Annotated in this window: 20 protein-coding genes and 1 pseudogene; 2 read left to right on the plus strand and 19 right to left on the minus strand. The window is 71.8% G+C overall.

What is annotated here, in order from left to right; translation table 11 throughout:
- Positions 1–151 precede the first annotated feature (151 nt).
- Both AB0F04_RS04630 and AB0F04_RS04635 read right to left on the minus strand, forming a co-directional pair.
- Positions 152–505: a cytidine deaminase gene (locus AB0F04_RS04630; protein ID WP_362037740.1), complete on the minus strand. Its 354-nt coding sequence runs from the start codon at positions 503–505 to the stop codon at positions 152–154.
- Positions 506–533: 28 nt separating this feature from the next.
- Complete coding sequence (locus tag AB0F04_RS04635; RefSeq protein WP_362038662.1) at positions 534–1,358, minus strand: helix-turn-helix transcriptional regulator; 825 nt, start codon at positions 1,356–1,358, stop codon at positions 534–536.
- Positions 1,359–1,500: 142 nt separating this feature from the next.
- On the opposite strand from AB0F04_RS04635, the gene AB0F04_RS04640 reads away from it, so the two are divergent.
- Positions 1,501–2,952, plus strand: coding sequence for an MFS transporter (locus AB0F04_RS04640; protein WP_362037742.1), 1,452 nt, complete (start codon positions 1,501–1,503; stop codon positions 2,950–2,952).
- Here AB0F04_RS04640 and AB0F04_RS04645 read toward each other — a convergent pair.
- The 7 genes and pseudogenes from AB0F04_RS04645 to AB0F04_RS04675 all read right to left on the minus strand — a co-directional run bounded on the left by AB0F04_RS04645 (position 2,914) and on the right by AB0F04_RS04675 (position 10,000).
- Complete coding sequence (locus AB0F04_RS04645; protein WP_362037744.1) at positions 2,914–3,273, minus strand: MmcQ/YjbR family DNA-binding protein; 360 nt, start codon at positions 3,271–3,273, stop codon at positions 2,914–2,916. The genes AB0F04_RS04640 and AB0F04_RS04645 overlap by 39 nt on opposite strands.
- Complete coding sequence (locus AB0F04_RS04650) at positions 3,270–4,577, minus strand: hemolysin family protein (RefSeq protein WP_362037746.1); 1,308 nt, start codon at positions 4,575–4,577, stop codon at positions 3,270–3,272. Before AB0F04_RS04650 ends, AB0F04_RS04645 begins: the two co-directional genes overlap by 4 nt.
- A 9-nt stretch (positions 4,578–4,586) precedes the next feature.
- Positions 4,587–5,084, minus strand: coding sequence for an rRNA maturation RNase YbeY (ybeY, locus tag AB0F04_RS04655; RefSeq protein ID WP_033306334.1), 498 nt, complete (start codon positions 5,082–5,084; stop codon positions 4,587–4,589).
- A gap of 14 nt (positions 5,085–5,098) precedes the next feature.
- Positions 5,099–5,551: a PhoH family protein gene (locus AB0F04_RS04660; RefSeq protein WP_362038663.1), complete on the minus strand. Its 453-nt coding sequence runs from the start codon at positions 5,549–5,551 to the stop codon at positions 5,099–5,101.
- Positions 5,552–5,704: 153 nt separating this feature from the next.
- Positions 5,705–7,246 (minus strand): annotated as a pseudogene (locus AB0F04_RS04665) (PhoH family protein); the annotation flags it as partial.
- 188 nt (positions 7,247–7,434) lie between these two features.
- Positions 7,435–8,571 (minus strand): PfkB family carbohydrate kinase, encoded by a 1,137-nt coding sequence (locus AB0F04_RS04670; protein WP_362037748.1) that lies wholly within the window; start codon positions 8,569–8,571, stop codon positions 7,435–7,437.
- A gap of 139 nt (positions 8,572–8,710) precedes the next feature.
- Positions 8,711–10,000 carry a glucarate dehydratase family protein gene (locus AB0F04_RS04675; RefSeq protein WP_362037750.1) on the minus strand — a complete coding sequence of 430 codons (1,290 nt, stop codon included), beginning with the start codon at positions 9,998–10,000 and terminating at the stop codon, positions 8,711–8,713.
- 399 nt (positions 10,001–10,399) lie between these two features.
- Here AB0F04_RS04675 and AB0F04_RS04680 point away from each other — a divergent pair, with 399 nt between their 5' ends.
- A complete protein-coding gene (locus AB0F04_RS04680; RefSeq protein ID WP_362037752.1) occupies positions 10,400–11,713 on the plus strand; it encodes an MFS transporter in 1,314 nt (437 codons plus the stop codon).
- Between the two features lie 20 nt (positions 11,714–11,733).
- Here AB0F04_RS04680 and AB0F04_RS04685 read toward each other — a convergent pair whose 3' ends face one another.
- The 10 genes from AB0F04_RS04685 to hrcA all read right to left on the minus strand — a co-directional run bounded on the left by AB0F04_RS04685 (position 11,734) and on the right by hrcA (position 22,528).
- Entirely contained in the window at positions 11,734–12,726 is a 993-nt protein-coding gene (locus AB0F04_RS04685) for an adenosine deaminase (RefSeq protein ID WP_362037754.1), read from the minus strand.
- Between the two features lie 20 nt (positions 12,727–12,746).
- Entirely contained in the window at positions 12,747–13,652 is a 906-nt protein-coding gene (locus AB0F04_RS04690; RefSeq protein WP_362037755.1) for a ribonuclease Z, read from the minus strand.
- Between the two features lie 6 nt (positions 13,653–13,658).
- Entirely contained in the window at positions 13,659–14,012 is a 354-nt protein-coding gene (locus AB0F04_RS04695) for a histidine triad nucleotide-binding protein (protein WP_352095882.1), read from the minus strand.
- A gap of 123 nt (positions 14,013–14,135) precedes the next feature.
- Positions 14,136–17,324 (minus strand): S41 family peptidase, encoded by a 3,189-nt coding sequence (locus AB0F04_RS04700; RefSeq protein ID WP_362037757.1) that lies wholly within the window; start codon positions 17,322–17,324, stop codon positions 14,136–14,138.
- Between the two features lie 45 nt (positions 17,325–17,369).
- Complete coding sequence (locus AB0F04_RS04705) at positions 17,370–17,915, minus strand: hypothetical protein (RefSeq protein ID WP_362037759.1); 546 nt, start codon at positions 17,913–17,915, stop codon at positions 17,370–17,372.
- A gap of 49 nt (positions 17,916–17,964) precedes the next feature.
- Complete coding sequence (locus AB0F04_RS04710) at positions 17,965–18,357, minus strand: VOC family protein (protein ID WP_362037762.1); 393 nt, start codon at positions 18,355–18,357, stop codon at positions 17,965–17,967.
- A 16-nt stretch (positions 18,358–18,373) separates the two neighbouring features.
- Entirely contained in the window at positions 18,374–19,114 is a 741-nt protein-coding gene (locus AB0F04_RS04715) for a 16S rRNA (uracil(1498)-N(3))-methyltransferase (RefSeq protein WP_362037764.1), read from the minus strand.
- A complete protein-coding gene (locus AB0F04_RS04720) occupies positions 19,111–20,184 on the minus strand; it encodes a nitronate monooxygenase (RefSeq protein ID WP_362037766.1) in 1,074 nt (357 codons plus the stop codon). Before AB0F04_RS04720 ends, AB0F04_RS04715 begins: the two co-directional genes overlap by 4 nt.
- 191 nt (positions 20,185–20,375) lie before the next feature.
- Positions 20,376–21,512 carry a molecular chaperone DnaJ gene (dnaJ, locus tag AB0F04_RS04725; RefSeq protein ID WP_033306348.1) on the minus strand — a complete coding sequence of 379 codons (1,137 nt, stop codon included), beginning with the start codon at positions 21,510–21,512 and terminating at the stop codon, positions 20,376–20,378.
- Positions 21,512–22,528, minus strand: coding sequence for a heat-inducible transcriptional repressor HrcA (gene hrcA, locus AB0F04_RS04730; protein ID WP_033306349.1), 1,017 nt, complete (start codon positions 22,526–22,528; stop codon positions 21,512–21,514). Before hrcA ends, dnaJ begins: the two co-directional genes overlap by 1 nt.
- Between the last annotated feature and the right edge of the window lie 111 nt (positions 22,529–22,639).

Consider the following 22,639-nt stretch of genomic DNA (forward strand, 5'->3'; position numbering starts at 1 on the left):
CGCTCGGCAGGTGAGTGCGGGCACGCTGCGCGAGAGCCGAACCTGACGGTCCGTCGGAACTTACGGTTCCATTGATGCGCGTGGGGCAGGGCGCGGCAAGGTTGAAAACTGGCCTAATTACCGGCGGTTACAGCGAACTTCGGCCAACACGTCAGCCAGCGGTCACGGTGGCCCTGACCGTCCCGTCGGGCCCGGCCACCAGCACCGGCGTCCTGTCACTGCCCAGATCCCGTACCGCCGCCCGGTCCTCCGCGGTCGCGGTCTCCGCCTCGGTCACCACGGCCGCCGCCTCCAGGGACGTCGCGCCCGAGGCCACCGCCATCGCCACCGCCGTCTGCAGGGCACTGAGCTTCAGGGAGTCGAGGGCCACGGTGCCCGCGACATAGGTCCGTCCGGTCTCGTCCCGCACGGCCGCCCCCTCGGGCACACCGTTGCGGGCCCGCGCGGAACGGGCCAGGGTGACGATCTTGCGGTCCTCGGGGTCGAGCGCGCTGGTGTCGGTCATGCCCTGAGCATACGAACAAGGCCCGCCGCTAGCCCGCCACGGGGTACATCGTCCCGCGCCGTCCCTCGGGCGAGGCCAGCCACTCCAGCTTGGCCGCGGTGTCCGCCTCGTCCAGCGGCGTGTGCAGCACGACCGCCAGGTCGGGCCGCGCCGGCAGCTTCATCACGCTGGACTCGAAGCACAGCAGCCCCACCACCGGGTGGTCCATCTCCTTGCGGATCTGCCCGGCCTCCTCGATGTCCCGCCGCTCCCACAGCTCGGCGAAATCCGCGCTCGCGGCCTTCAGTTCGGCCACCACCGCCTGGAACCCCTCGTCGTCCGGGCTGGCCAGGCAGGCGGCCCGGAACTGCGCGACGACCGTGCGCGCGTTCCGCTCCCAACTCAGCGCACGGGAGCGGTACATCGGGTCGGTGAAGAAGTCGACGATGCAGTTCTGCGTGATGCCGGGCCGCATCCCGAGGACGGCCGCGGCCGCGTCGTTGTACAGCACGCAGTTGTAGTACGAGTCCATGATGTGCGCCGGGTACGGCATCCACGCGTCGATCAGCCGCCGCAGCCCTGCGCACATGTCCCGCTGCTTGTCCGGCTCGACCTCGGGCACGGGCGGGTTCATGCCGGCGAGGACGTAGAGGTGGCGGCGCTCGGCGTTGTTCAGCCGCAGCACCCGGGCGACGGAGTCGAGGACCTGGGGGGAGACCGAGATGTCCCGGCCCTGTTCCAGCCACTGGTACCAGGAGGCGCCGACGCCGGCGAGCACCGCGACCTCCTCGCGGCGCAGCCCCGGGGTACGGCGGCGGGCGCCACCGTCCGGGAGTCCGGCTTCGGCCGGGCTGACCCGGGCCCTCCGGCTCATCAGGAACTCGCGCAGCTCACTTCGCCGCCGGGCCTTGAGCGCGTCCACGGGCACGGACCGGTCCCCCTCGTGTCTGGTGGTGTGACCACCAGGACAACCTGCCGCTACCCAGGGCTATTCCGCCGGCCGCAGGCTCTTGCCCATGGCGATCGACACCACATCCGCATCCTCACCGCTCGGCAGTCCACGGCTGTCGACGCGCGACAGACTCGTCCTGTTCGTCCTGTGCGCCGCCCAGTTCATGGTGGCCCTCGACTTCTCCGTGCTGAACGTGGCACTGCCGGTCCTCGGCGCCGACCTCGGCATGAGCCAGTCGGCGTTGCAGTGGGCGGTCACCGCCTTCGCGCTGCCGTCCGGCGGCTTCCTGCTCCTCTTCGGCCGCGTCGGTGACCTGTACGGCCGCCGACGGCTGTTCCTGACCGGACTCGCCCTGTTCGGGGCGGCCTCGCTGCTGGCCACCTTCGCCTGGGACCCGGCGTCGTTCCTGACCGGGCGGGCCCTGCAGGGGGTCGGCGCGGCGGCCATCGTGCCGACGGGGATGTCCCTGCTCACCACGACGTTCGCGGAGGGGCCGGCCCGCGACCGCGCCCTCGGCATCTCGGGCACGCTGCTCTCGCTCGGCTTCACCGTCGGCATGGTGGCCGGCGGTGTCCTGACCGACGTCCTGGGCTGGCGCTCCACCATGGGCGTGCTCGCCCTCTTCGCGCTGATCGTCCTGCCCTTGGCCCCCGGTCTGCTGCCGGAGTCCCGCACCCCTGAGCGCCGTCGCCTGGACGTGCCCGGTGCGGTCACCGTCACCGGTGGTCTGCTCGCCGTGATCTACGCCCTGTCGACGGCCGCCGACCGCGGTTTCGGCCATGCCGACGTCATCGCGACCCTGGCCGCGGGTTCGGCACTGCTCATCGCGTTCGTGCTCGTCGAGTCCCGTACCGAGGCACCTCTGGTCTCCCTGCCGATGCTGCGTCGGCGCACCGTGGCGTGGGGCAACCTGGGCGGCCTGGTCACCTTCTCGATGATGTCGACGGTGGTGTTCGTGCTGACCCTGTACCTGCAGGAGACCCTGCGCCTGTCCGCGTTCGAGACCGGGCTGGTCTTCGGTGTGCAGGGCGTGCTGTCGGCGGTCGCCGGGACCTTGGCCGCCAGGGTCATCGGGCGTTTCGGCGCCCGCCGTACGCTCGTCGGCTCGCTCGCCGGGCAGGGTGTGCTGACCGCCGCGATGCTGGGGCTGGGCACCCACGTCTGGTCGGTGTGGCTCGCCACGGCCGCCGTGTCGCTGGCGAGCATGTGCCACCTCGGCGCGATCGTCTCCTACGGTTTGACGGTCACGTCCGGTGTGCCCGACGCGGAGCAGGGCCTGGCGACCGGTCTGGTCACCTCCACCCAGCAGGTCGGCATCACCATCGGCATTCCGTTGCTGGGCGTCCTCGCCACGACCTCGCCGGACCTGCTGACGGGCCTCCACACGGTCCTCGCGGTGGACACGGCGATCGTGCTGGCGGCGGCCGTCCTCGTCGCCCTCGGCCTGCGGGGCCGAAGGGCGGCTGCGGAGACCGCCTCAGGAGCGGTCGAGCCGGAGGCGCTCGGCGCGCGGTAGTCCGGCCACGACAAGGTCGTACGAGTCCTCGATGAGCTCCCGGACCAGCTGGTCCGGGAGTCCGCCGTCCACCGTGACGGTGTTCCAGTGGCGCTTGTTCATGTGCCAGCCGGGGACGATGAGGCCCTCGTACTCGCCGCGGAGGCGGACCGCTTCCTCCGGGTCGCACTTGAGATTGGCCTTCAGGGGCCGCGCGTCCAGGTACGACAGGGCGAAGAGCTTCCCCCGCACCTTGAAGACCGAGATCTCCGGGCTGAACGGGAAGTCCTCCACCGCCGCGTTGAAGGAGAGACAGAAGGCGCGCAGCTCCTGCGGGGTCATTCCGGCTTCTCCTCCTCCGCGGGCGGTTCCGCCGGGCCCAGCGGCTCCGCCAGCACCGTCACGATCTTGTTCCGGCGCCCGGCCGCGGCCTCCGCGGTCAGGCGCAGCTCCCGGCCGTCGGGCAGGTCGACGACGGACGAGGCACCCGCGATGGGCACCCGGCCCAGTGCCTTGGCCAGCAGCCCGCCGACCGTCTCGACGTCCTCGTCGTCGAACTCCTCCAGGCCGTACAGCTCGCCCAGGTCGCTGATGTCGAGGCGGGCCGTGACGCGGAAGCGGTCGTCGCCGAGCTCCTCGACGGGCGGCAGTTCACGGTCGTACTCGTCGGTGATCTCGCCGACGATCTCCTCGAGGATGTCCTCGATCGTGACGATGCCGGCCGTGCCGCCGTACTCGTCGATGACGACCGCGACGTGGTTGCGTTCCTTCTGCATCTCGCGCAGCAGGTCGCCGGCGTTCTTGGTGTCGGGCACGAAGAACGCCGGGCGCATCGCCGTGGACACCTGCTCGGACTCGGCGTCGCGGCTGATGTGCGTCTTGCGGACCAGGTCCTTGAGGTACACGATGCCGACGATGTCGTCCTCGCTCTCCCCGGTGACCGGGATGCGCGAGAAGCCGGAGCGCAGGGCGAGGGTGAGGGCCTGGCGGATGGTCTTGAAGCGCTCGATCACCACCAGGTCCGTGCGCGGGACCATGACCTCGCGGACGAGGGTGTCGCCCAGCTCGAAGACGGAGTGCACCATGCGGCGCTCCTCGTCCTCGATGAGGGACTCCTTCTCGGCGAGGTCGACCAGGGCGCGCAGCTCCGCCTCGGAGGCGAAGGGGCCGCGGCGGAAGCCCTTGCCGGGGGTGAGCGCGTTGCCGATGAGGATCAGCAGCGACGGGACCGGGCCCATGATCCTGGCCAAAGGCACCAGGACGTACGCGGAGACCGTCGCGGTGTTCAGCGGGTGCTGGCGGCCGATGGTGCGCGGGGAGACCCCGACGGCGACGTACGACACGAGGACCATGACCGCGATGGCGACCAGCAGCGCCTCGGTCGTGCCGTCGAACTCCTTCAGGCAGCCGTAGGTGATCAGCGCGGCGGCGGCCATCTCGCAGGCGACGCGGACCAGCAGGGCCACGTTGAGGTAGCGGGTCGGGTCGGCGGCGACCTGGGAGAGCTTGGCGCTGCCGCGGCGGCCGGAGCGCACGGCCTCCTCGGCGCGGAAGCTGGAGACGCGCGCGAGGCCCGCCTCCGCACAGGCGGCGAGCCAGGCCACGACGACCAGGGCGATGGCGCCCAGGGCGAGTTGAGGACTCATCGGCGGGCGTTACGAGACCGTCGGCGCCGGGGACGGGCCGGTCAGGCCCCGCTCCGCGCGCCAGCCGTCCACGATGGCCGCCTGGAGGCCGAACATCTCGGCCTTCTCGTCCGGCTCCTCGTGGTCGTAGCCCAGCAGGTGCAGCACGCCGTGCACGGTGAGCAGTTGGAGCTCCTCGTCCATGGAGTGCTGCGTCTCCGCTTCCTTGCCCTGCTTCAGCGCGACCTCGGGACACAGCACGATGTCGCCGAGGAGCCCCTGCGGGGGCTCGTCGTCGTCCTTGGAGGGCGGGCGCAGCTCGTCCATGGGAAAGGACATGACATCCGTCGGACCGGGCAGGTCCATCCACTGGATGTGGAGCTGCTCCATGGCGTCGGCGTCCACGACGATCACCGAGAGCTCGGAGAGCGGGTGGATGCGCATCCGAGCGAGCGCGTAGCGGGCGATGTCGAGGATCGCCTGCTCGTCGACCTCGGTGCCGGACTCGTTGTTGACGTCGATCGACATGGTGCTGTGTGTGTCTACTTCCCCTTGTGCCCGGACTTGCCGCGGCTCTTGTGCGTGCCGTTCTGGGTGCCGTGCGTGGTGTCGTACTTCTCGTACGCGTCGACGATACGGCCCACCAGCTTGTGCCGGACCACGTCCTGCGACGACAGCCGGGAGAAGTGGACGTCGTCCACACCGTCCAGGATGTCCTGCACCTGCCGCAGTCCGCTCTTCGTGCCGTCCGGCAGGTCGACCTGCGTCACGTCACCCGTGATCACGATCTTCGAGTCGAAGCCGAGGCGGGTGAGGAACATCTTCATCTGCTCGGGGCTCGTGTTCTGGGCCTCGTCCAGGATGATGAAGGCGTCGTTGAGCGTGTTGTGCGTCAGCAGGTGGTCCTGCGTGACGTACAGCGAGTCCTCGGCCGCCACCTGGATGCAGACAGTCTCCTCACTGCCCGCGGGCTCGATGCTGTCGATGAAACGCATCGGACGTCCGCCGCCTCCGGCAGCGAGGTACTTGTCGCGCTTGCGGGGGAGGCGGAAGGGTTCGATGCCTTCGGGGAGGCGGATGTCGAGGACATGAGCGTCGTACCGGTATCCGACCTCCCGCCCCTTCGCGAGGCCGGGCCTGCGTCCCTCGGCGGCCCTGCGGCGGGTGTACGCCACACCGCCCAGCGACTGCACCAGGGCGACGACGTCGTCGCGGAGCAGGGTCGACGTCGTCGTGTACTGGATCCGGCAGGTGCGGTCCTTCTGCGTCACCGGGCCGCCGTCGGAGTCCAGCAGGCCTTGGAGGACCGCCAGCCGTACCTCAGCCGAGTTGTACAGGTAGTCGTCCGGGACGAACTTGGAGTGCGAGCGAGTACGCAGCAGGTCCAGTTCACGCAGGACACGCGTGACGGGGTTCTCCAGGGTGATCACGTCGCCCGGGGACTTGATCCGGTTGAGGACGTAGTCCGGTCCGCTCTTGTGCCGCACGGCGACTCCGGGCAGCGAGGCCTCCAGAGCCTCGGCCAGTTCCGGATCCTCGGTCGCGAAGGAGGGGGTAGTGGAACCGGTGAGGCAGCCGTCACCGAGCAGCAGTCCCAGCGCGTACGGGTCCATGGGAACGTCTCGCTCCGGCAGCTGGACCGGCGCCGTGAGCAGCGGCAGCTCGTACCGGCGGGCGTGCGCTGCCCGCAAGTTGCCAATCATCTCCTGGGTCTCCAGGACCCGCCACGGCTTGTTGCGACGCTTGTCCGAGGCTGTCCGAACCGTCCACAGGTGCTCGCCGCAGCACAGCGTCCAGGAGCCGTCCTGGGCTGTGACACGGTAGATGTCCCGCTCGCCCTGTGGGTAGACGCCCAGGACCGGGGTCGGCTCACCGTTCGAGCCGATGACCAGGTCACCGACTTGGAGGTCGCCGATGGGGCGCCAGCCGTCCGGAGTCAGGACCTTCGTGAAGAGCGGCTGGCTTCGCCCCCTCATGTAAGCCAGCGGCGCCACCTCAATAGTCCCCGCGGCCATCAGTCGAGGAATCGAGTCCGGGTCGAGCATGTCGTGCAGCGCGTCGTAGAGCGGGCGCAGGTACGGGTCGATCTTCTCGTAGAGCGTGCCCGGGAGGAAGCCGAGCCGCTCGCCGGCCTCGACCGCCGGGCGCGTCAGGATGATGCGGTTGACCTGCTTGGACTGCAGGGCCTGCACGGCCTTGGCCATGGCCAGGTACGTCTTGCCGGTGCCCGCCGGGCCGATGCCGAAGACGATCGTGTGCTTGTCGATGGCGTCGACGTAGCGCTTCTGGTTGAGCGTCTTGGGGCGGATCGTGCGGCCACGCGAGGACAGGATGTTCTGCGTGAGCACCTCGGCAGGGGTCTCCTTGCCGTCGCTCTCGCCGTTGTCGCTCGCCTTGAGCATGGCGATCGAGCGTTCCACTGCGTCCTCCGTCATCGGCTGCCCGGTGCGGAGCACCAGCATCATCTCGTCGAACACGCGCGAAATGAGGGCGACGTCCTTCGGGTCGCCGACCGCGCTGATCTCGTTGCCCCGGACGTGGATGTCGGCCGCCGGGAAGGCCTTCTCGATCACGCGCAGGAGGGAGTCGCCGGACCCCAGAACGGTCACCATGGGGTGCTGGGCGGGGACGGCGAGCTGTGCTCTCGCCTGCTCCTGCGCGGGGGTGTGAGCTGTCGGTGATTGAGTCATGGGCCGGCGCTTAAGGCCTGCGGTTCCTCCTCGTCACGGCCGCGCAGCTGAGGGCGGCCTCGCGATTCCCAGGGTACGACGGGGGAGTGACAACGCCGTAGGGGTTTTGGGGGCGAGGCCGGAAAGGAAGCCGACGGCGGCTCTCGGCCGACCGCTTCACAGCCGACGGCGGCTCTCTGCCGGGAGGGTCAGGCCGAGCGCCGGAAACCGATCGTGGGGACGGCACGCCGCAACGGCCAGGGCCGCACCAGTTCCTCCGACACCAGCCCCGCCAGGAACCCGTACCTCTCCAGCGCCGCGGGTGACTGCTCCTCGACCGACTGCACCCTCCGCCACCACGCCGCGATCTCCGACCATCCCGGCGCCGACAGCGACCCTCCGAACTCCTGCACCGACAGTGCCGCCGTCAGCCCGGCGAAGGCCAGCCGGTCGGCGAGCGGCCAGTCGGCCAGGGTGCCGGCCACGAACCCGGCGACGAAGACGTCTCCGGCACCGGTGGGATCGAGCGCCTCGACCGCGATGGCCGGCACCTCCGCCGTCTCCCCCGTGCGCCGGTCCACCGCGTACGCCCCGTCGGCGCCGAGGGTGACCACGACGAGCGGCACGTACTCGGTCAGGGCGTGGGCGGCGTCCCGGGGGCAGTCCGCACCCGTGTACCGCATCGCCTCCTCCGCGTTCGGCAGGAACGCCTCGCAGTGCCGCAGGTCCGGCAGGCCCGCCAGGTCCCACGCCCCGGTGTCGTCCCAGCCGACGTCGCCGAACACCCGGGTGCCGTTGCTCGCGGCCTGAGCGATCCAGGGCGCGCTCACGCCGGGTGCGAGGGAGGCGACGGCGGCACGCGCGCGGGGCGGGCACGTGGGGGCGGTCTCCTCGGGGGGTGGCTCGTGGCCGTGCGAGACCATCGTGCGCTCCCCCTCGTAGGCCATGGAGACGGTCACCGGGGAGTGCCAGCCGGGGACCCTGCGCGACGGGGAGAGGTCGATGCCCTCGCCGTGCTCCAGGGCGTCCCAGCAGTAGTCGCCGTAGTGGTCGTCGCCGAAGGCCGCCGCGAGGGACGTGCGCAGACCGAGGCGGGCCAGGGCCGTCGCCATGTTGGCGACGCCGCCGGGGCTCGATCCCATCCCGCGCGCCCAGGACTCCGTCCCGCGCACGGGGGCGGAGTCGAGGCCGGTGAAGATGATGTCCAGGAAGACGGTGCCGGTGAGGTAGACGTCCCAGGACGGATCGTCCGGTGTGCGCAGGGGGGCGAGGGGGTCGACCTGGCTCTGGCGGTGCGGTGCCTTTCCGGCCGGGCCTTTTCCGGCCGGGGCGGTGGACGCGGTCACGATGCGCTCCCTGACGTGGTGCGGATCAGGCCAGTCTGCACCACATCACCGACGGCGTGACGCCGATCACGCCGGACCCACCCGTCCCGCAGGCTCGCGCCGGGCGCTCCCGCGCCCCCGCGACGGCACCAGAGGGGCCCTACCAGCGGGGCATCGCGGGGGTCACCCAGTCCGGGTCGGCGATCCGCATCGCCGCCGCGTCGTCGCGGTCCCGCAGGGCGCCGTCGTCGTCCAGCCACCGCTGGTGCAGTGCGGTCAGCCGCTCCCGGTCGAGCTCCACGCCGAGGCCGGGGGCGTCGGACACGGCGACCCTGCCTCCCTCGAAGGCGAGCCGCTCGGTGAGGACGTCCTCGGACTGCCAGGGGTAGTGGGAGTCGCAGGCGTGGTGCAGGTTCGGGACGGTGGCCGCCACATGGGTCATCGCGGCGAGCGAGATGCCGAGGTGGGTGTTGGAGTGCATCGACACGCCGACCCCGAAGGTGCGGCAGACGGCGGCGAGCTGCTGGGTGTTGCGCAGGCCGCCCCAGTAGTGGTGGTCGGAGAGGACCACCTGGACGGCACCCCGGGTGAAGGCCTCCTCGATCTCGGCGAACGTCGTCACGCACATGTTGGTGGCGAGCGGCACCCCGGTGCGCTCGGCGACCTCGGCCATGGCAGGGGTGCCGAGCGCCGGGTCCTCCAGGTACTCCAGGACGTCCCCGAGCTCCCGGGCCACCTTCACGGACGTCTCGACGGACCAGGCGCCGTTCGGGTCGAGCCGCAGCGGACGCCCGGGGAAGGCATCGGCGAGGGCCCTGATCGCTGCGATCTCCGCGTCGGGCGGGAAGACACCGCCCTTGAGCTTGAAGGAGGTGAAGCCGTAGCGCTCCGTGAAGCGCCGGGCCTGCTCGACCACGCCCGCCGGGTCGAGGGCGGCACCCCAGTCGTCCTTCTCGGCCGGCACGCCCTCGGGGTGACCGCCCCACTTGTAGAACAGGTAGGCGCTGTACTCGACGGAGTCGCGCACCTTGCCGCCGAGCAGCGCGTGCACGGGCAGTCCGAGCGCCTTGCCGAGGGCGTCCAGACAGGCGACCTCGAAGCCGGAGACGACGGACAGCCGCAGCTTGTCGGCGGTCTGGACCCCGCGCAGCCCGCCGACGTCGACGGCGTTGTCGACGCGGGAGGCGTCCACCGTGACTTGGTCCACGACTGTGAACAGACCGTTCAGGTCGCTGACCTGGCGTCCCTTCAGCCGCTCGGCGAAGGGCCGGGCCGGCTCCAGGTACGTGGCGTCGCCATAGGTCTCCCCCACGCCGGTGATCCCGTCGGCGGTGACGACCTCGACGATCAGCCGGGGCGTGTACGGCTGGTGCACGCCCTGGGTGTTCAGCAGGGGCGGGTCGGCGACCAGGATCGGCGTGAGCCGTACGTCGGTGATGGTGAGGTCCACGGAGGCGTCTCCTCATGTAGATGTCATCCACGTATGAGAATGCGAGTCGCGCAGGAGGACGTCAACCGCCCGGGCGGCCCGTGGGAGCCCCTGGCGCAGGAAAGGCCGAGAAGACCGTTCCGGCGGGTCCCGGAGCGATGCACCGGCGTCAGCCGAAGCCGTGCACCGGCGCCTGCCGAAGCGCCCACGAGCGTCACTGAAGCACGCTCGACGCCTGACAAAAGGCGCTCGTTTACCCGGGCTTCACCACCCCAAACGCATCGTGCTCCAGATCACACACCCCGGGCTCCCGTGGGTGACTATGTGCTTGATACAAATTGCTCGCGCGTTCCTGTCCGTCGACGGTCGTCGCCCAATCCCCCCTTTTTCCCGCTCCTTTCGCATGCCCTGGGAACGCCCGTGTTCGCCCCCCGCACCACTCCGTGGCCCCTCGTCGCCCTTTTCACGGCCGGGTACCTCGCTCCGTATCTGCTCCCCACCACCGTCGGCAGGCTCGACTCGTCCCTTCCGCTCTCCGCCACCCAGGCCGGTGCCGTCGGCAGCGCCCTGCTGCTGAGTTCGGCCGCCGCCGGATTCGTCCTGGCCTCCCGGGTCGAGCGGGTCGGAGCCCGCACCCTCGCCCGGCTCGGCCTCGCCCTGGCCCTGTTCGGCTACGGCACCGCCGCCCTGACCACCGCGGTCCCCGCCGTCGTCATCGGCGCGATCGTCGGCGGGTTCGGCTCCGGCACGGCCACCACCGTCGCGGCCACCCTCATCGCCGGTGAGCGCGATCCGCACCGGGCCTCCACGGCCGGGCTGCTCAGCGTCTCCGCCCTCGCGGGCGCCGTGTATCTGACGGTGCCGCACCTCGGACCGGGCCACGGTCTGCCGCTGGCCGCGATCGCCCTCACCGCCCTGGCGGTCTGGCCGCTCACCGGCCGGCTGCCCGTCGGCACGCCCGTCGCGCCCACCCGGCACGACAACGCGCGGCTGCCGCACGCCCGTTCCGGGCTGCTGCTGGCCGCCGCGATGGTGTGCTGGTCGTTGGCCCAGAACTCGTTGTGGGGAGTCAGCGGCCGGATCGGCCTCGAGCAGGTGCACCTCGGCGAGGCCACCGTCGGCGTCGTCTTCGCGCTCGGTCTCGGCGCCGGCCTGGCCGGGGTCCTCGCAGCCGGCGCACTCGGCGCCCGTCTCGGCCGCGCGATACCCATCGGCGGCGGCACCGTCCTCATCGCCGCCTGCATCGCGCTCAGCGCCTCCGCGACCGACCTGGGGAGCTTCGCGGCCGGCGAGATCGCCTGGAACACGCTCTACCCGGTGGTGCTGTCGTACCTGATCGGGCTCGCCGCCTCGCTCGATCCGCGCGGCCGCTGGGCTGTGCTGGTCGGCTCGGCGTCCTCGCTGGGCACCGCCGCCGGGCCGCTGACCGGCAGTGTGCTGTCGGCGCAGGCCGGGTTCCCGGTCATGGGCGCGGTCCTGGGCGCGGGACTGCTGGTGATCGCCCTGCCGATGACCGCCGTCGCCCTGCACACCGGCGGACGTCCGCTGCTGCCCGGCGCGATCCGCCGCCGCGGCGGGCACCCGGCCGCCCTGGTCGCCGCCGCCCCGGGTGCGCCCACCGGCGCTGTTCCGGAGATCGGCGCCCCGGAGCAGCCGGTGGTGGAGATCGAGGTGGAGACCCCGGCCGTCCCCGCCCAGCGTGCCTACGACAAGGCGGGTTCGGAGGTCTTCTGAGACCCGCCCGGAGCCAGGGCCTAACCGAAGGTGTAGGCCTCCACCTCGGCGAGATACCGCGCCCGCAGCTCCTCGTCGTCCTCCAGGAAGGAGGCGAGGAAGGAGTTGCGGGCCAGCTCGCGCAGCCGCTCCTCGGTGAGGCCGAGGGTGGCGCGCACGGCGTCGAAGTTGTCACCGGCGTAGCCGCCGAAGTAGGCCGGGTCGTCGGAGTTGACCGTGCACATGAGGCCGGCGTCGAGCATGGCGGGCAGCGGGTGGTCGGCGAGGGTGTCGACCGTCCGCAGCCGGACGTTCGACAGCGGGCACAGCGTCAGCGGCACCCGGTCGCGCACCAGCCGCTCCACCAGCGCCGGGTCCTCCACACAGCGCAGCCCGTGGTCGACACGCTCCACGCCGAGGATGTCCAGCGCCTCGGTGATGTACTCCGGCGGGCCCTCCTCACCGGCGTGCGCGACCCGCCGCAGTCCGAGCGCGGCGGCGGCCTCGTAGACCTCGCGGAACTTCACCGGCGGGTGCCCGACCTCGGCGGAGTCGAGGCCGACGCCGGTGATCCGGTCCAGGTAGGGCTTGGCGGCGTCCAGCGTGGCCAGGGCCGAATCGGCGGACTCGTCGCGCAGGAAGCACAGGATCAGCCGGGTCGAGACGCCGTGGCGGGCCTCGCTGTTCCCGAGCGCCCGCCACAGCCCCTCGACGACCGTGCCGATGTCCAGCCCGCGGCTGGTGTGGGCCTGCGGGTCGAAGAAGATCTCCGCGTGCCGCACGCCCTGCGCGGCGGCCCGGGCGAGATAGGCGTTCGCCAGGTCCTCGAAGTCCCGCTCGGTGCGCAGGACGGCCATGAGCTCGTAGTACAGGTTCAGGAAGGACTGCAGGTCCTCGAACCGGTAGGCCTCGCGCAGCTCGTCCGTGTCGGCGTAGGGCAGCGTGACGCCGTTGCGCGCGGCGAGCTCGAAGGCGAGTTCCGGTTCCAGGGTGCCTTCGATGTGAAGGTGCAGTTCGGCTTTGGGGAGGGACATCAACTCATCGTACGGCGGTTTCACCGACGCTTCGGAACCGGCACTCTGAGTAGGTCGTGGGCCACGGTCAGCTCACCGTCGTACCCGGCGGCCCGGGCCTGCCGCTCGAACTCGTCGGGATCCGTATAGCGCTGGCTGAAGTGGGTCAGCACGAGGTGCCGCACTCCGCCCTCCCGGGCCACCCGCGCCGCCTGACCCGCTGTCAGGTGACCGTGCTCGACGGCGAGTTCCTCGTCCTCGTCGAGGAACGTCGACTCGATGACGAGCATGTCGCAGCCTTCGGCCAGCGCGTGCACGCCGTCGCACAGCCGGGTGTCCATGACGAACGCGAACCGCTGCCCGCGCCGCACCTCGCTGACGTCCTCCAGCGAGACCCCGCCGAGCGCTCCCTCGCGCTGGATCCGGCCCACGTCCGGGCCCTTGACGCCGTGCGCGGCGAGCCGCTCGGGCAGCATGCGGCGGCCGTCGGGCTCGACGATCCGGTAGCCGTAGGACTCCACCGGGTGCGACAGCTTCCGTGCCTGAAGCGTGTAGCCGCCCGTGCGGGCGAGGGTGCCGTCCGCGGCGACCGGGGCCTCGGTGATGCCGACGGTCTCGCGGTAGGCGGTGGCGTACCGGAGCCGGTCGAAGAAGCGCTGCCCGGAGCGGGGGTAGTGGGCGGTGATCTCGTGCGGGACCTTGTCGAGGTTGATGCGCTGGATCACACCGGCGAGGCCGAGGGAGTGGTCGCCGTGGAAGTGCGTGACGCAGATCCGGTTCAGGTCGTGCGCGGCGACTCCGGCACGCAGCATCTGACGCTGTGTGCCCTCGCCGGGGTCGAACAGGATGCCCTCGCCGTCCCAGCGCAGCAGATAGCCGTTGTGGTTGCGGTGCCGGGTCGGGACCTGGCTGGCGGTGCCGAGGACCACGAGTTCACGTACGGACAAGGCGGACTACCCGGGGGGCCATTCGAGGCCGCGGCCGCCGAGTACGTGGCCGTGCACGTGCCAGACCGTCTGGCCGGCGCCACTGCCCGTGTTGAAGACGAGGCGGTAGCTGTCGAGCTTCTCCTCGTCGGCGACGGCCTGGGCCTCGCGGAGCACGTCGGCGGTGAGGGCCGGGTCGGCGGCGGCGAGGGCGGCGGCGTTCTCGTGGTGCGCCTTGGGGATGATCAGAACGTGGGTGGGGGCCTGGGGGTTGATGTCACGGAACGCGATGGTCGTCTCCGTCTGGCGGACGATCGTCGCGGGGATGGTGCCTGCGACGATCTTGCAGAACAGGCAGTCTTCCTGCGGTTCCCCGGCCATTCGGTTACCTCCGAAGTTCTGGCGTGGCGGTGCTGACGGCATCGTATCGTCGTCGGGTGCGGGTGGTTCGTGGCTGGTCGCGCCCACGCGGCGGAGCCGCACATCGACACAGCCCCGCGCCCCTTAAGTTGGCAGACCTGGGGGCGTTTTGGCAGGTGCTGTCTGCAGGCTCTCCAGTGCCAGTCGGATGGCCTCGTCCAGTTGGGTGTCTCGGTCCGCCGCGTAGTCCTGGGGGCGCTGCACGACCTCCACATCCGGGTCGACCCCGTGGTTCTCCACCCCCCACTCGTACCCCTCCAGCCAGAACGCGTACTTGGGCTGGGTGACCAGGGTGCCGTCGACCAGGCGGTAGCGGCTGTCGATGCCGATGACGCCGCCCCAGGTGCGGGTGCCGACGACCGGGCCCAGGCCCAGGGCCTTGATCGCCGCGTTGACGATGTCGCCGTCGGAGCCGGAGAACTCGTTGGCGACGGCCACGACCGGGCCGCGCGGGGCGTCCTCGGGGTAGCTGTAGGGGCGCATGCCCCGCGGGACGGCCCAGCCGACGATGCGGCGGGCCAGCTTCTCGACGACCAGCTGGGAGGTGTGGCCGCCGCGGTTCTCCCGGACGTCGACGACCAGGCCTTCACGGGCGACCTCGACGCGCAGGTCGCGGTGGATCTGGGCCCAGCCGGGGGCCTGCATGTCGGGGACGTGCAGATAGCCGAGGCGGCCGCCGGACTTCTCGTGGACGTAGGCGCGGCGGTCGGCGACCCAGGCGTGGTAGCGCAGGGGTTCCTCGTCGGCGACCGGGACGACGACGGCGTGCCGGGGGTCGCCGCCGCCCGACGGGGAGATGGTCAGCTCCACCGGCTTGTTCGCCGTGCCGATCAGCAGCGGGCCGGGGCCGAGAACGGGGTCGACCGGCTGTCCCGCGACCGCCACGACGGCGTCCCCGGGGCGTACGGCGACGCCCGGCGCGGCCAGCGGGCTGCGGGCGTCCGGGTCGGAGGTCTCGGAGGGCAGGATGCGGTCGACCCGCCAACTGCCGTCCGCGTGGCGGGAGATGTCGGCACCGAGCAGGCCGAGGCGGGGTCCGCTGTGTCCGCCGCGCGGGGTGACATAGGCGTGCGAGGTGCCGAGCTCGCCCTGGACCTCCCACAGCAGGTCGACCAGGTCGTCGTGGGTGGCGAGCCGCTCCACGACCGGGCGGTAGCGGTCGAGGACGCCGTCCCAGTCGACGCCGCTCATGTCCGGCCGCCAGAAGTGGTCCCGCATGATGCGGCCGTTCTCGTCGAACATCTGGCGCCACTCGGCCGCCGGGTCGACGAACTGGCGCACCCGGCCCAGGTCGACGGTGATGTTGGAGTCGCTGTCGTCGTCGCCGGAGGCGCGCCGGTCGCTGGGGACGACCTTCAGCCGTCCGTCCGTCCACAGCAGCACCCGCTTGCCGTCGCCGCTGACCGCGAAGTGGTCGGCGTCCACGGCGAGATGTTCCAGGCGCTGCTGGGCGAGGTCGTAGCGCTCCAGCTCGGACTTGGGGTCGGGGTCGTCCGGGGTGGCCCGGGACGCGCCGAGCACCCCGGCGACCGGATGGCGCAGCCACAGGACGCCGTCCTTGGCGGCCCGCAGATCGGTGTAGCGGGCCGCCTCGACCGGGAAGGGCACGATGCGGTCGGCGAGGCCGTCGAGGTCGATGCGGGTCGTGGGGGTGCCCTCGCTGTCGGGAGTCTCCTCCCGGTCGGGCGTCTCGAAGGACCGGCCGTGCCGCTGCGGTCCGAACGGGGAGGGCGTGGTGGCCGCGAGGGTGATCAGGTGCGGCCGGGCACCCACCACGAAGGCCAGGTCGAAGACGTGCTCGTCGTAGACCGGGTCGAAGGAGCGGGTCGACAGGAACGCGAGGTGCTTGCCGTCCATCGTGAACGCGGGCGCGTAGTCCTGGAAGCGCAGCGGGGTGGCCTCGGTGACCGACAGATCGGTGGTGTTGGCGAGTTTCAGCTGGCACAGCGGCCGGGGGCCGGGGTGGGACCAGGCGAGCCACGACGAGTCGGGCGAGAAGACCAGACCCGACACGTCACCGTCCTCGCTGCGGTCGACCTCCCGCACCTCGCCCGTCTCCCGCTCCACCAGCAGCAGGCGCCCGTCGTGGCAGGACACGGCGGCACGGCTGCCGTCGGGCGCCATGGCGAGGTCCAGCACCCGGCCCAGCTGCCCGGCGGCGATCCGGCGGGGTGTCGCGCCCGGGGCGAGTCCGGTGGCGGGCGCGAACTCCAGGGCGTCGTCGCCCTCCGCGTCCGTCACCCACACCACCCACTGCTCGCCGTCCGCGCGGAACGAGCGCGGCAGCCGGGCCCGTACACCCGGGGTCGCGGCCAGCGCGCGGGCCGGGCCGGAGCGGTGGGTGACCCAGTGCACGGAGCCGCGTACGGCGACGGCGCTGCCGCGTGCGGTGTGGTCCGGGGACGCCGAGCCGAACCACCGGGAGGCGTTCACCGGGAACGGCTGGAGATCGGCGCGCTGTCCGCCCAGCCGCACGTCCAGCCGCCGCGGCTCGGTGCCCTCCAGGTCGTCCAGCACCCACAGTTCACCGGCGCTGGAGTAGACGACCCGGGTGCCGTCGCTCGCCGCGTGCCGGGCGTAGAAGCCGTCGAGCGGTGTGTGCCGGCGCAGGTCGGAGCCGTCGGCGAGGGAGGAGTAGAGCGCTCCGGTGCCCTCGTGGTCGGAGAGGAAGGCGATCCGGTCCCCCACCCACAGCGGGTACTCGATGTTGCCGTCGAGGTCCTCGTGCAGCCGCACGAACTCCCCGTCGTCCTCGGGGTCGATCCACAGCTTGCCCGCCGTGCCGCCGCGGTACCGCTTCCACCAGGCCGCCTCACGCCCCATGGGCGCGGACAGCAGCACCGTGTGCGGGCCGTGCGCGACGTCGCCGACGGGCCCGTACGGCAGGGTGGTCGCCGGGCCGCCGTCCAGCGGGACGGCACGCGCCCAGGTGCGGCGCAGGCTCGCCTCCCCATGGGCGCTGATCGCCAGGACCTCGCCGTCCGGGGTCCAGCCGCGCACCTGCGTCTTGAGACTGCCCCAGTACGTCAGCCGCTTGGCCGGACCGCCGTCGACCGGGGCGATGAAGACCTCGGGGGCGCCGTCACGGGTGGAGGTCCAGGCGACGGTGGTGCCGTCGGGTGAGATCCGGGGCTGGGTCACCGGCACGTTGTCGGCGCTGACCCGCCAGGCCCGGCCGCCGTCGAACGGAGCGAGCCACACGTCGTCCTCGGCGGTGAAGGCGACCAGGTCGCCGTGCACATGGGGGAACCGGAGGTAAGCAGGCGATGTCACCCGATCACCCTATGCAGGGACGACGCCGCGCGGACAGGGTTCGGATCACTTGCCCTCGACAGGGCGGCAGTCCGGGTACCGCTCGCACCAGATGGTCTGGGTGACGGTCACGGTGACCGTCGGCCCGGGCTGTCCGTCCGGGGGGCCGCCGACGGGCGGCGGGCTGCTGGAGTCGCAGTCGCCGAGGCCGTCGACCTCGAACCACACCTTGCCGTCCACCTTGGCGGTGATGTTCCCGCGTACGCAGGCGCCGTTCACCGCGTGGGTGACCTTGCCGTCGACGGTGATGTCCTTGCCGTCGTCGGTCTCGCCCTCGCAGTCGACGGTCGCGACGGTCCGCTCACGCGCCGAGGGTGACGACGTCCCGCCGTTCTCCCCGTAGGAGGCGGTGCACGTGAGCCACCGCACGTCCGCCTTCTGCCGCTCGAGCTCTTTGGTCACCGTCTGGTCGGTGGTGTACGCGACGGACGCGGCGCTGACGCTGCCGGGCTCGCAGGCGACGGCGCCGCCCACGGCCACGACGGCGAACACCGCCGCCACCGCGACGCGCCGGCCGCGCGGCCCCGTCCGCATCCTCCTCAAAGCCCCCATGGAGGGGAGCCTGCCACTGTCGGGGGCCGCGCGGTAGGGCGCAAAGGCGTCAGCCGCGCAGCAGCAGCCACTCCTGAAGCTCCACCAAGTTGCCCTCGGGGTCCTTGAGATGAGCCACCCGCATGCGGTCCGTCATGGGCGCCGGGCCGTGCAGCACCGTGGCGCCGCGCATCGTGATCTCCTCGCAGTACGCGTCCAGTCCGTCCACCCGCAGCACGACCAGGGAGCGGTGGCCCTCGGCCGCGTCCCCCAGCTCGTCGAGCACCTCGGCCATCATCGACCGGTCCTGCAGGGCGATCCCCGCGGAACCGACCGCGGGGCTGAACTTCTCGTACGGCCCGTCCACCGCCCCCGACTGCGGTTTCAGGCCGAGGACCTCGCCGTAGAAGCGGTGACAGGCGGAGAAGTCGGTCACGAGCAGACGGACCTGTGCGAGTTCCACGGTGCCTCCACGGGGGTCAGGACCAGCGTCCGGTGCGTGTCAGGAGTACGGCCGCGGCGGCCGTCCCGGCGGTCGATGTGCGCAGCACACTGCGCCCGAGGCGGTACGCCCGCGCCCCCGCCTCCTCGAACAGCGCCAGTTCCTCCGGCGCCACGCCCCCCTCGGGCCCCACGACCAGGACGATCTCGCCGGTGGCCGGCAGATCGGCCGTGGCCAGCGGTGTGTCCCCGCTCTCGTGCAGCACGGCGGCGAAGTCCGCTCCGGCCAGCAGGGAGGCGACCTGCTTGGTCGTCGCCGCCTCCGCGACCTCGGGGAAGCGCACCCGGCGGGACTGCTTGCCGGCCTCCCGGGCCGTGGCCCGCCACTTGCCCAGGGCCTTCTGCCCGCGTTCGCCCTTCCACTGCGTGATGCAGCGCGACGCCGCCCAGGGCACGATCGCGTCGACGCCGGTCTCGGTCATCGTCTCGACGGCGAGCTCCCCCCGGTCGCCCTTGGGCAACGCCTGGACGACGGTGACCCGGGGCTGCTCCGCGGGCTCCTCGTGCACCGAGTCCAGCTGGAGGATCAGCCGGTCCTTGCCCTCGCTGCCGAGCACGACGCAGTCCGCCCAGCGGCCGGCCCCGTCCGTGAGGACGACGTCCTCACCGGCGCGCAGCCGTTTCACGGAGACGGCGTGCCGTCCCTCCGGCCCGTCGAGGACGTACCGGCCGCCACCGCCCACTTCGACGTGCTCGACGACGAACACCGGCGCGGTCACAGCACGCCCCCACCGGTCAACGAGGCGCGGGCGACGGCCAGTTCACCGGCCAGTACCTCCACCAGCTGGCCGGCGGGCAGCTCCCGCGCCATCCGGTGCCCCTGCCCGGCCCACAGCGCCATGCCCTGTGCGTCCCCGGCCTTGGCGGCGGCCTTGCGCAGCGGCGAGGTGAGGTGGTGGATCTCGGGGTAGGCGGCGGGCGCGTACGGGCCGTGCTCGCGCAGGAACCGGTTGACGAGGCCGCGTGCCGGACGGCCGGAGAAGGCCCGGGTCAACTCCGTGCGTACGAAGAGGGGGTTGGTCAGCGCCTGCTTGTGCAGGGCGTTCGCCCCCGACTCGTGCGTGGCCAGGAAGGCGGTGCCCAGCTGGGCGGCGCTCGCGCCCGCGGCGAGGACACCGGCGATCTGGCCGCCGCGCATGATGCCGCCGGCGGCGATGATCGGGATGCTCACGGCCTCGCGGACCTGGGCGATCAGTGACAGCAGGCCGATGCCGGAACGGTCGGTCTCAGGCAGGTCCCGGTGGGTGCCCTGGTGGCCGCCGGCCTCGACGCCCTGGGCTATGACCCCGTCCGCGCCCGCCCGTTCGACGGCCCGGGCCTCGTCGGGGGTGGTCGCGGCGGCCAGGACGAAGGTGCCGACGCGGTGCAGGGCGTCGACGATCTCGCGGTCCGGGACGCCGAAGTGGAAGGACACCACCGGCACGGGGTTGTCGCGCAGCACCACGAGCTTGGCCTCGAAGCCGTCGTCGCGTCCGCTGTCCGGGTCGCCGAGCTCGGCCTCGTACCAGGTGGCCTCGCCGGCCAGCTGGTGGGCGTAGACGTCGACGGCGGCGGGGTCGGCGTACTCCGGCTGCGGCATGAAGACGTTGACGCCGAAGGGCCTGCCGGTGAGGCTCCGGAGCTGCTTGATCTCCTGGTACATCCCGTCGGCGGTCTTGTACCCGGCGGCGAGGAATCCGAGCCCGCCCGCCTCGCACACGGCGGCGGCGAGCTGCGGCACGGAGACGCCGCCCGCCATGGGGGCCTGCACGATCGGGTGGGGGAAGAGATCGGTCAGTGCGGAGGACATGACCGCATGTTGTCACGTCCCCCGCACCACTCCGAAACCGGCCTGCCGAGTGGCATAGACCAGAAGCACACCCGGCGTCACCGCCCGTTGAACGCGTCCTTCAACCGCGAGAACAACCCCTGCTGCCCCGGCTGACTGTGCCCACCCGGGGGACGACCCCCGGACCCCCGGCAGCGGCCGGACCGCTCGCGTCAGCGCCCGTTGAACGCGTCCTTCAACCGCGAGAACAACCCCTGCTGCCCGGGCTGGAACTGCCCCGTGGGGCGTTCCTCGCCGCGGAGTTTGGAGAGCTCGCGCAGGAGGCGTTCCTGTTCGGGGTCGAGCTTGGTCGGGGTCTGGACCTCGACGTGGACGATGAGGTCGCCGCGTCCGCCGCCGCGCAGGTGCGTGACACCCCGGCCGTGCAGCGGGATCGACTGGCCGGACTGGGTGCCCGGGCGGATGTCGACCTCCTCCATGCCGTCGAGCGTCTCCAGCGGCACCTTCGTGCCGAGGGCCGCCGCCGTCATGGGGATCGTCACCGTGCAGTGCAGGTCGTCGCCGCGCCGCTGGAACGTGCTGTGCGGCAGCTCGTGGATCTCGACGTAGAGGTCACCGGCCGGACCGCCGCCGGGGCCGACCTCGCCCTCGCCGGCGAGCTGGATCCGCGTGCCGTTGTCGACACCGGCCGGGATCTTGACCGTGAGCGTACGGCGGGACCGGACGCGGCCGTCACCGGCGCACTCCGGGCACGGGGTCGGCACGACCGTGCCGAAGCCCTGGCACTGCGGGCACGGGCGGGACGTCATGACCTGGCCCAGGAAGGACCGGGTCACCTGCGAGACCTCGCCGCGGCCGCGGCACATGTCACACGTCTGGGCGGAGGTGCCCGGGGCCGCGCCCTCACCGCTGCACGTGTTGCAGACGACGGCCGTGTCGACCTGGATGTCCTTCGTCGTACCGAAGGCCGCCTCGTCCAGCTCGACCTCGATACGGATCATCGCGTCCTGGCCGCGGCGGGTGCGCGAGCGCGGTCCGCGCTGCGACGCCGTGCCGAAGAACGCGTCCATGATGTCCGAGAAGTTCCCGAAGCCGCCGGCTCCGAAGCCGCCCGCACCACCGCCGCCGGCCTGCGAGAGCGGGTCGCCGCCGAGGTCGTAGACCTGCTTCTTCTGCGGGTCCGACAGCACCTCGTAAGCGGCGTTGATCTCCTTGAACCGCTCCTGGGTCTTCGGATCGGGGTTGACGTCCGGGTGCAGCTCGCGGGCGAGCCGCCGGAAGGCCTTCTTGATCTCTTCCTGCGACGCGTCGCGGCGCACGCCGAGTACGGCGTAGTAGTCCGTGGCCACTACGACTCCGCCAGGATCTGTCCGACGTACCGTGCCACTGCGCGTACCGCTCCCATCGTTCCCGGGTAGTCCATGCGGGTCGGTCCGACCACGCCGAGCTTGGCGACTGCCTCGCCGCCCGAACCGTAGCCGACCGACACGACGGACGTGGAGTTGAGTCCTTCGTGGGCGTTCTCGTGACCGATCCGTACGGTCACGCCCGGATCCTTGGCCTCGCCGAGCAGCTTGAGGAGCACGACCTGCTCCTCCAGCGCCTCCAGCACCGGCCGGATCGTGAGAGGGAAGTCATGCCCGAAGCGGGTCAGATTGGCGGTGCCGCCGATCATCAGCCGCTCCTCGTTCTCCTCGACGAGCGTCTCCAGAAGTGTGGAGAGCACCGTAGAGACCGTACCCCGGTCCTCGTGCTCGAACGCCTCGGGGAGATCCTCCACCAGACTCGGCACATCCGCGAAACGCCGGTTCGCCACACGGCTGTTGAGCCGCGCGCGCAGATCCGCGAGCGAGGCGTCGCCGAAGGGCGCCGGGCAGTCGACCACCCGCTGCTCGACCCGCCCGGTGTCCGTGATCAGCACGAGCATCACGCGCGCGGGCGCCAGGGAGAGCAACTCCACGTGCCGCACGGTCGAACGGGTCAGCGAGGGGTACTGCACGACGGCGACCTGACGCGTGAGCTGCGCGAGCAGCCGTACCGTACGCGCCACGACGTCGTCGAGGTCGACGGCACCCTCGAGGAAGTTCTGGATCGCACGCCGCTCGGGCGCGGTCATCGGCTTGACGCCGGCGAGCTTGTCGACGAACAGCCGGTAGCCCTTGTCGGTGGGGATGCGCCCGGCACTGGTGTGCGGCTGGGCGATGTACCCCTCGTCCTCGAGGGCCGCCATGTCGTTGCGGACGGTCGCCGGGGAGACGCCGAGGCTGTGCCGCTCGGTGAGGGCCTTGGAGCCCACCGGCTCCTCGGTGCCGACGTAGTCCTGGACGATGGCGCGCAGCACCTGAAGCCTGCGTTCACTGAGCATCGCGCACACCTCCAGAAGTCTCCGCCTGCTTGCCCTGCCGGTCCGGCCTGGCACTCTGCGCGTGCGAGTGCCAGCATTCCCCGGCCCAGTGTACGGCGGTGGGGTACACCC

The sequence above is a fragment of the Streptomyces sp. NPDC029041 genome, from assembly GCF_040637515.1.
In the GTDB taxonomy this organism is placed as follows: domain Bacteria; phylum Actinomycetota; class Actinomycetes; order Streptomycetales; family Streptomycetaceae; genus Streptomyces.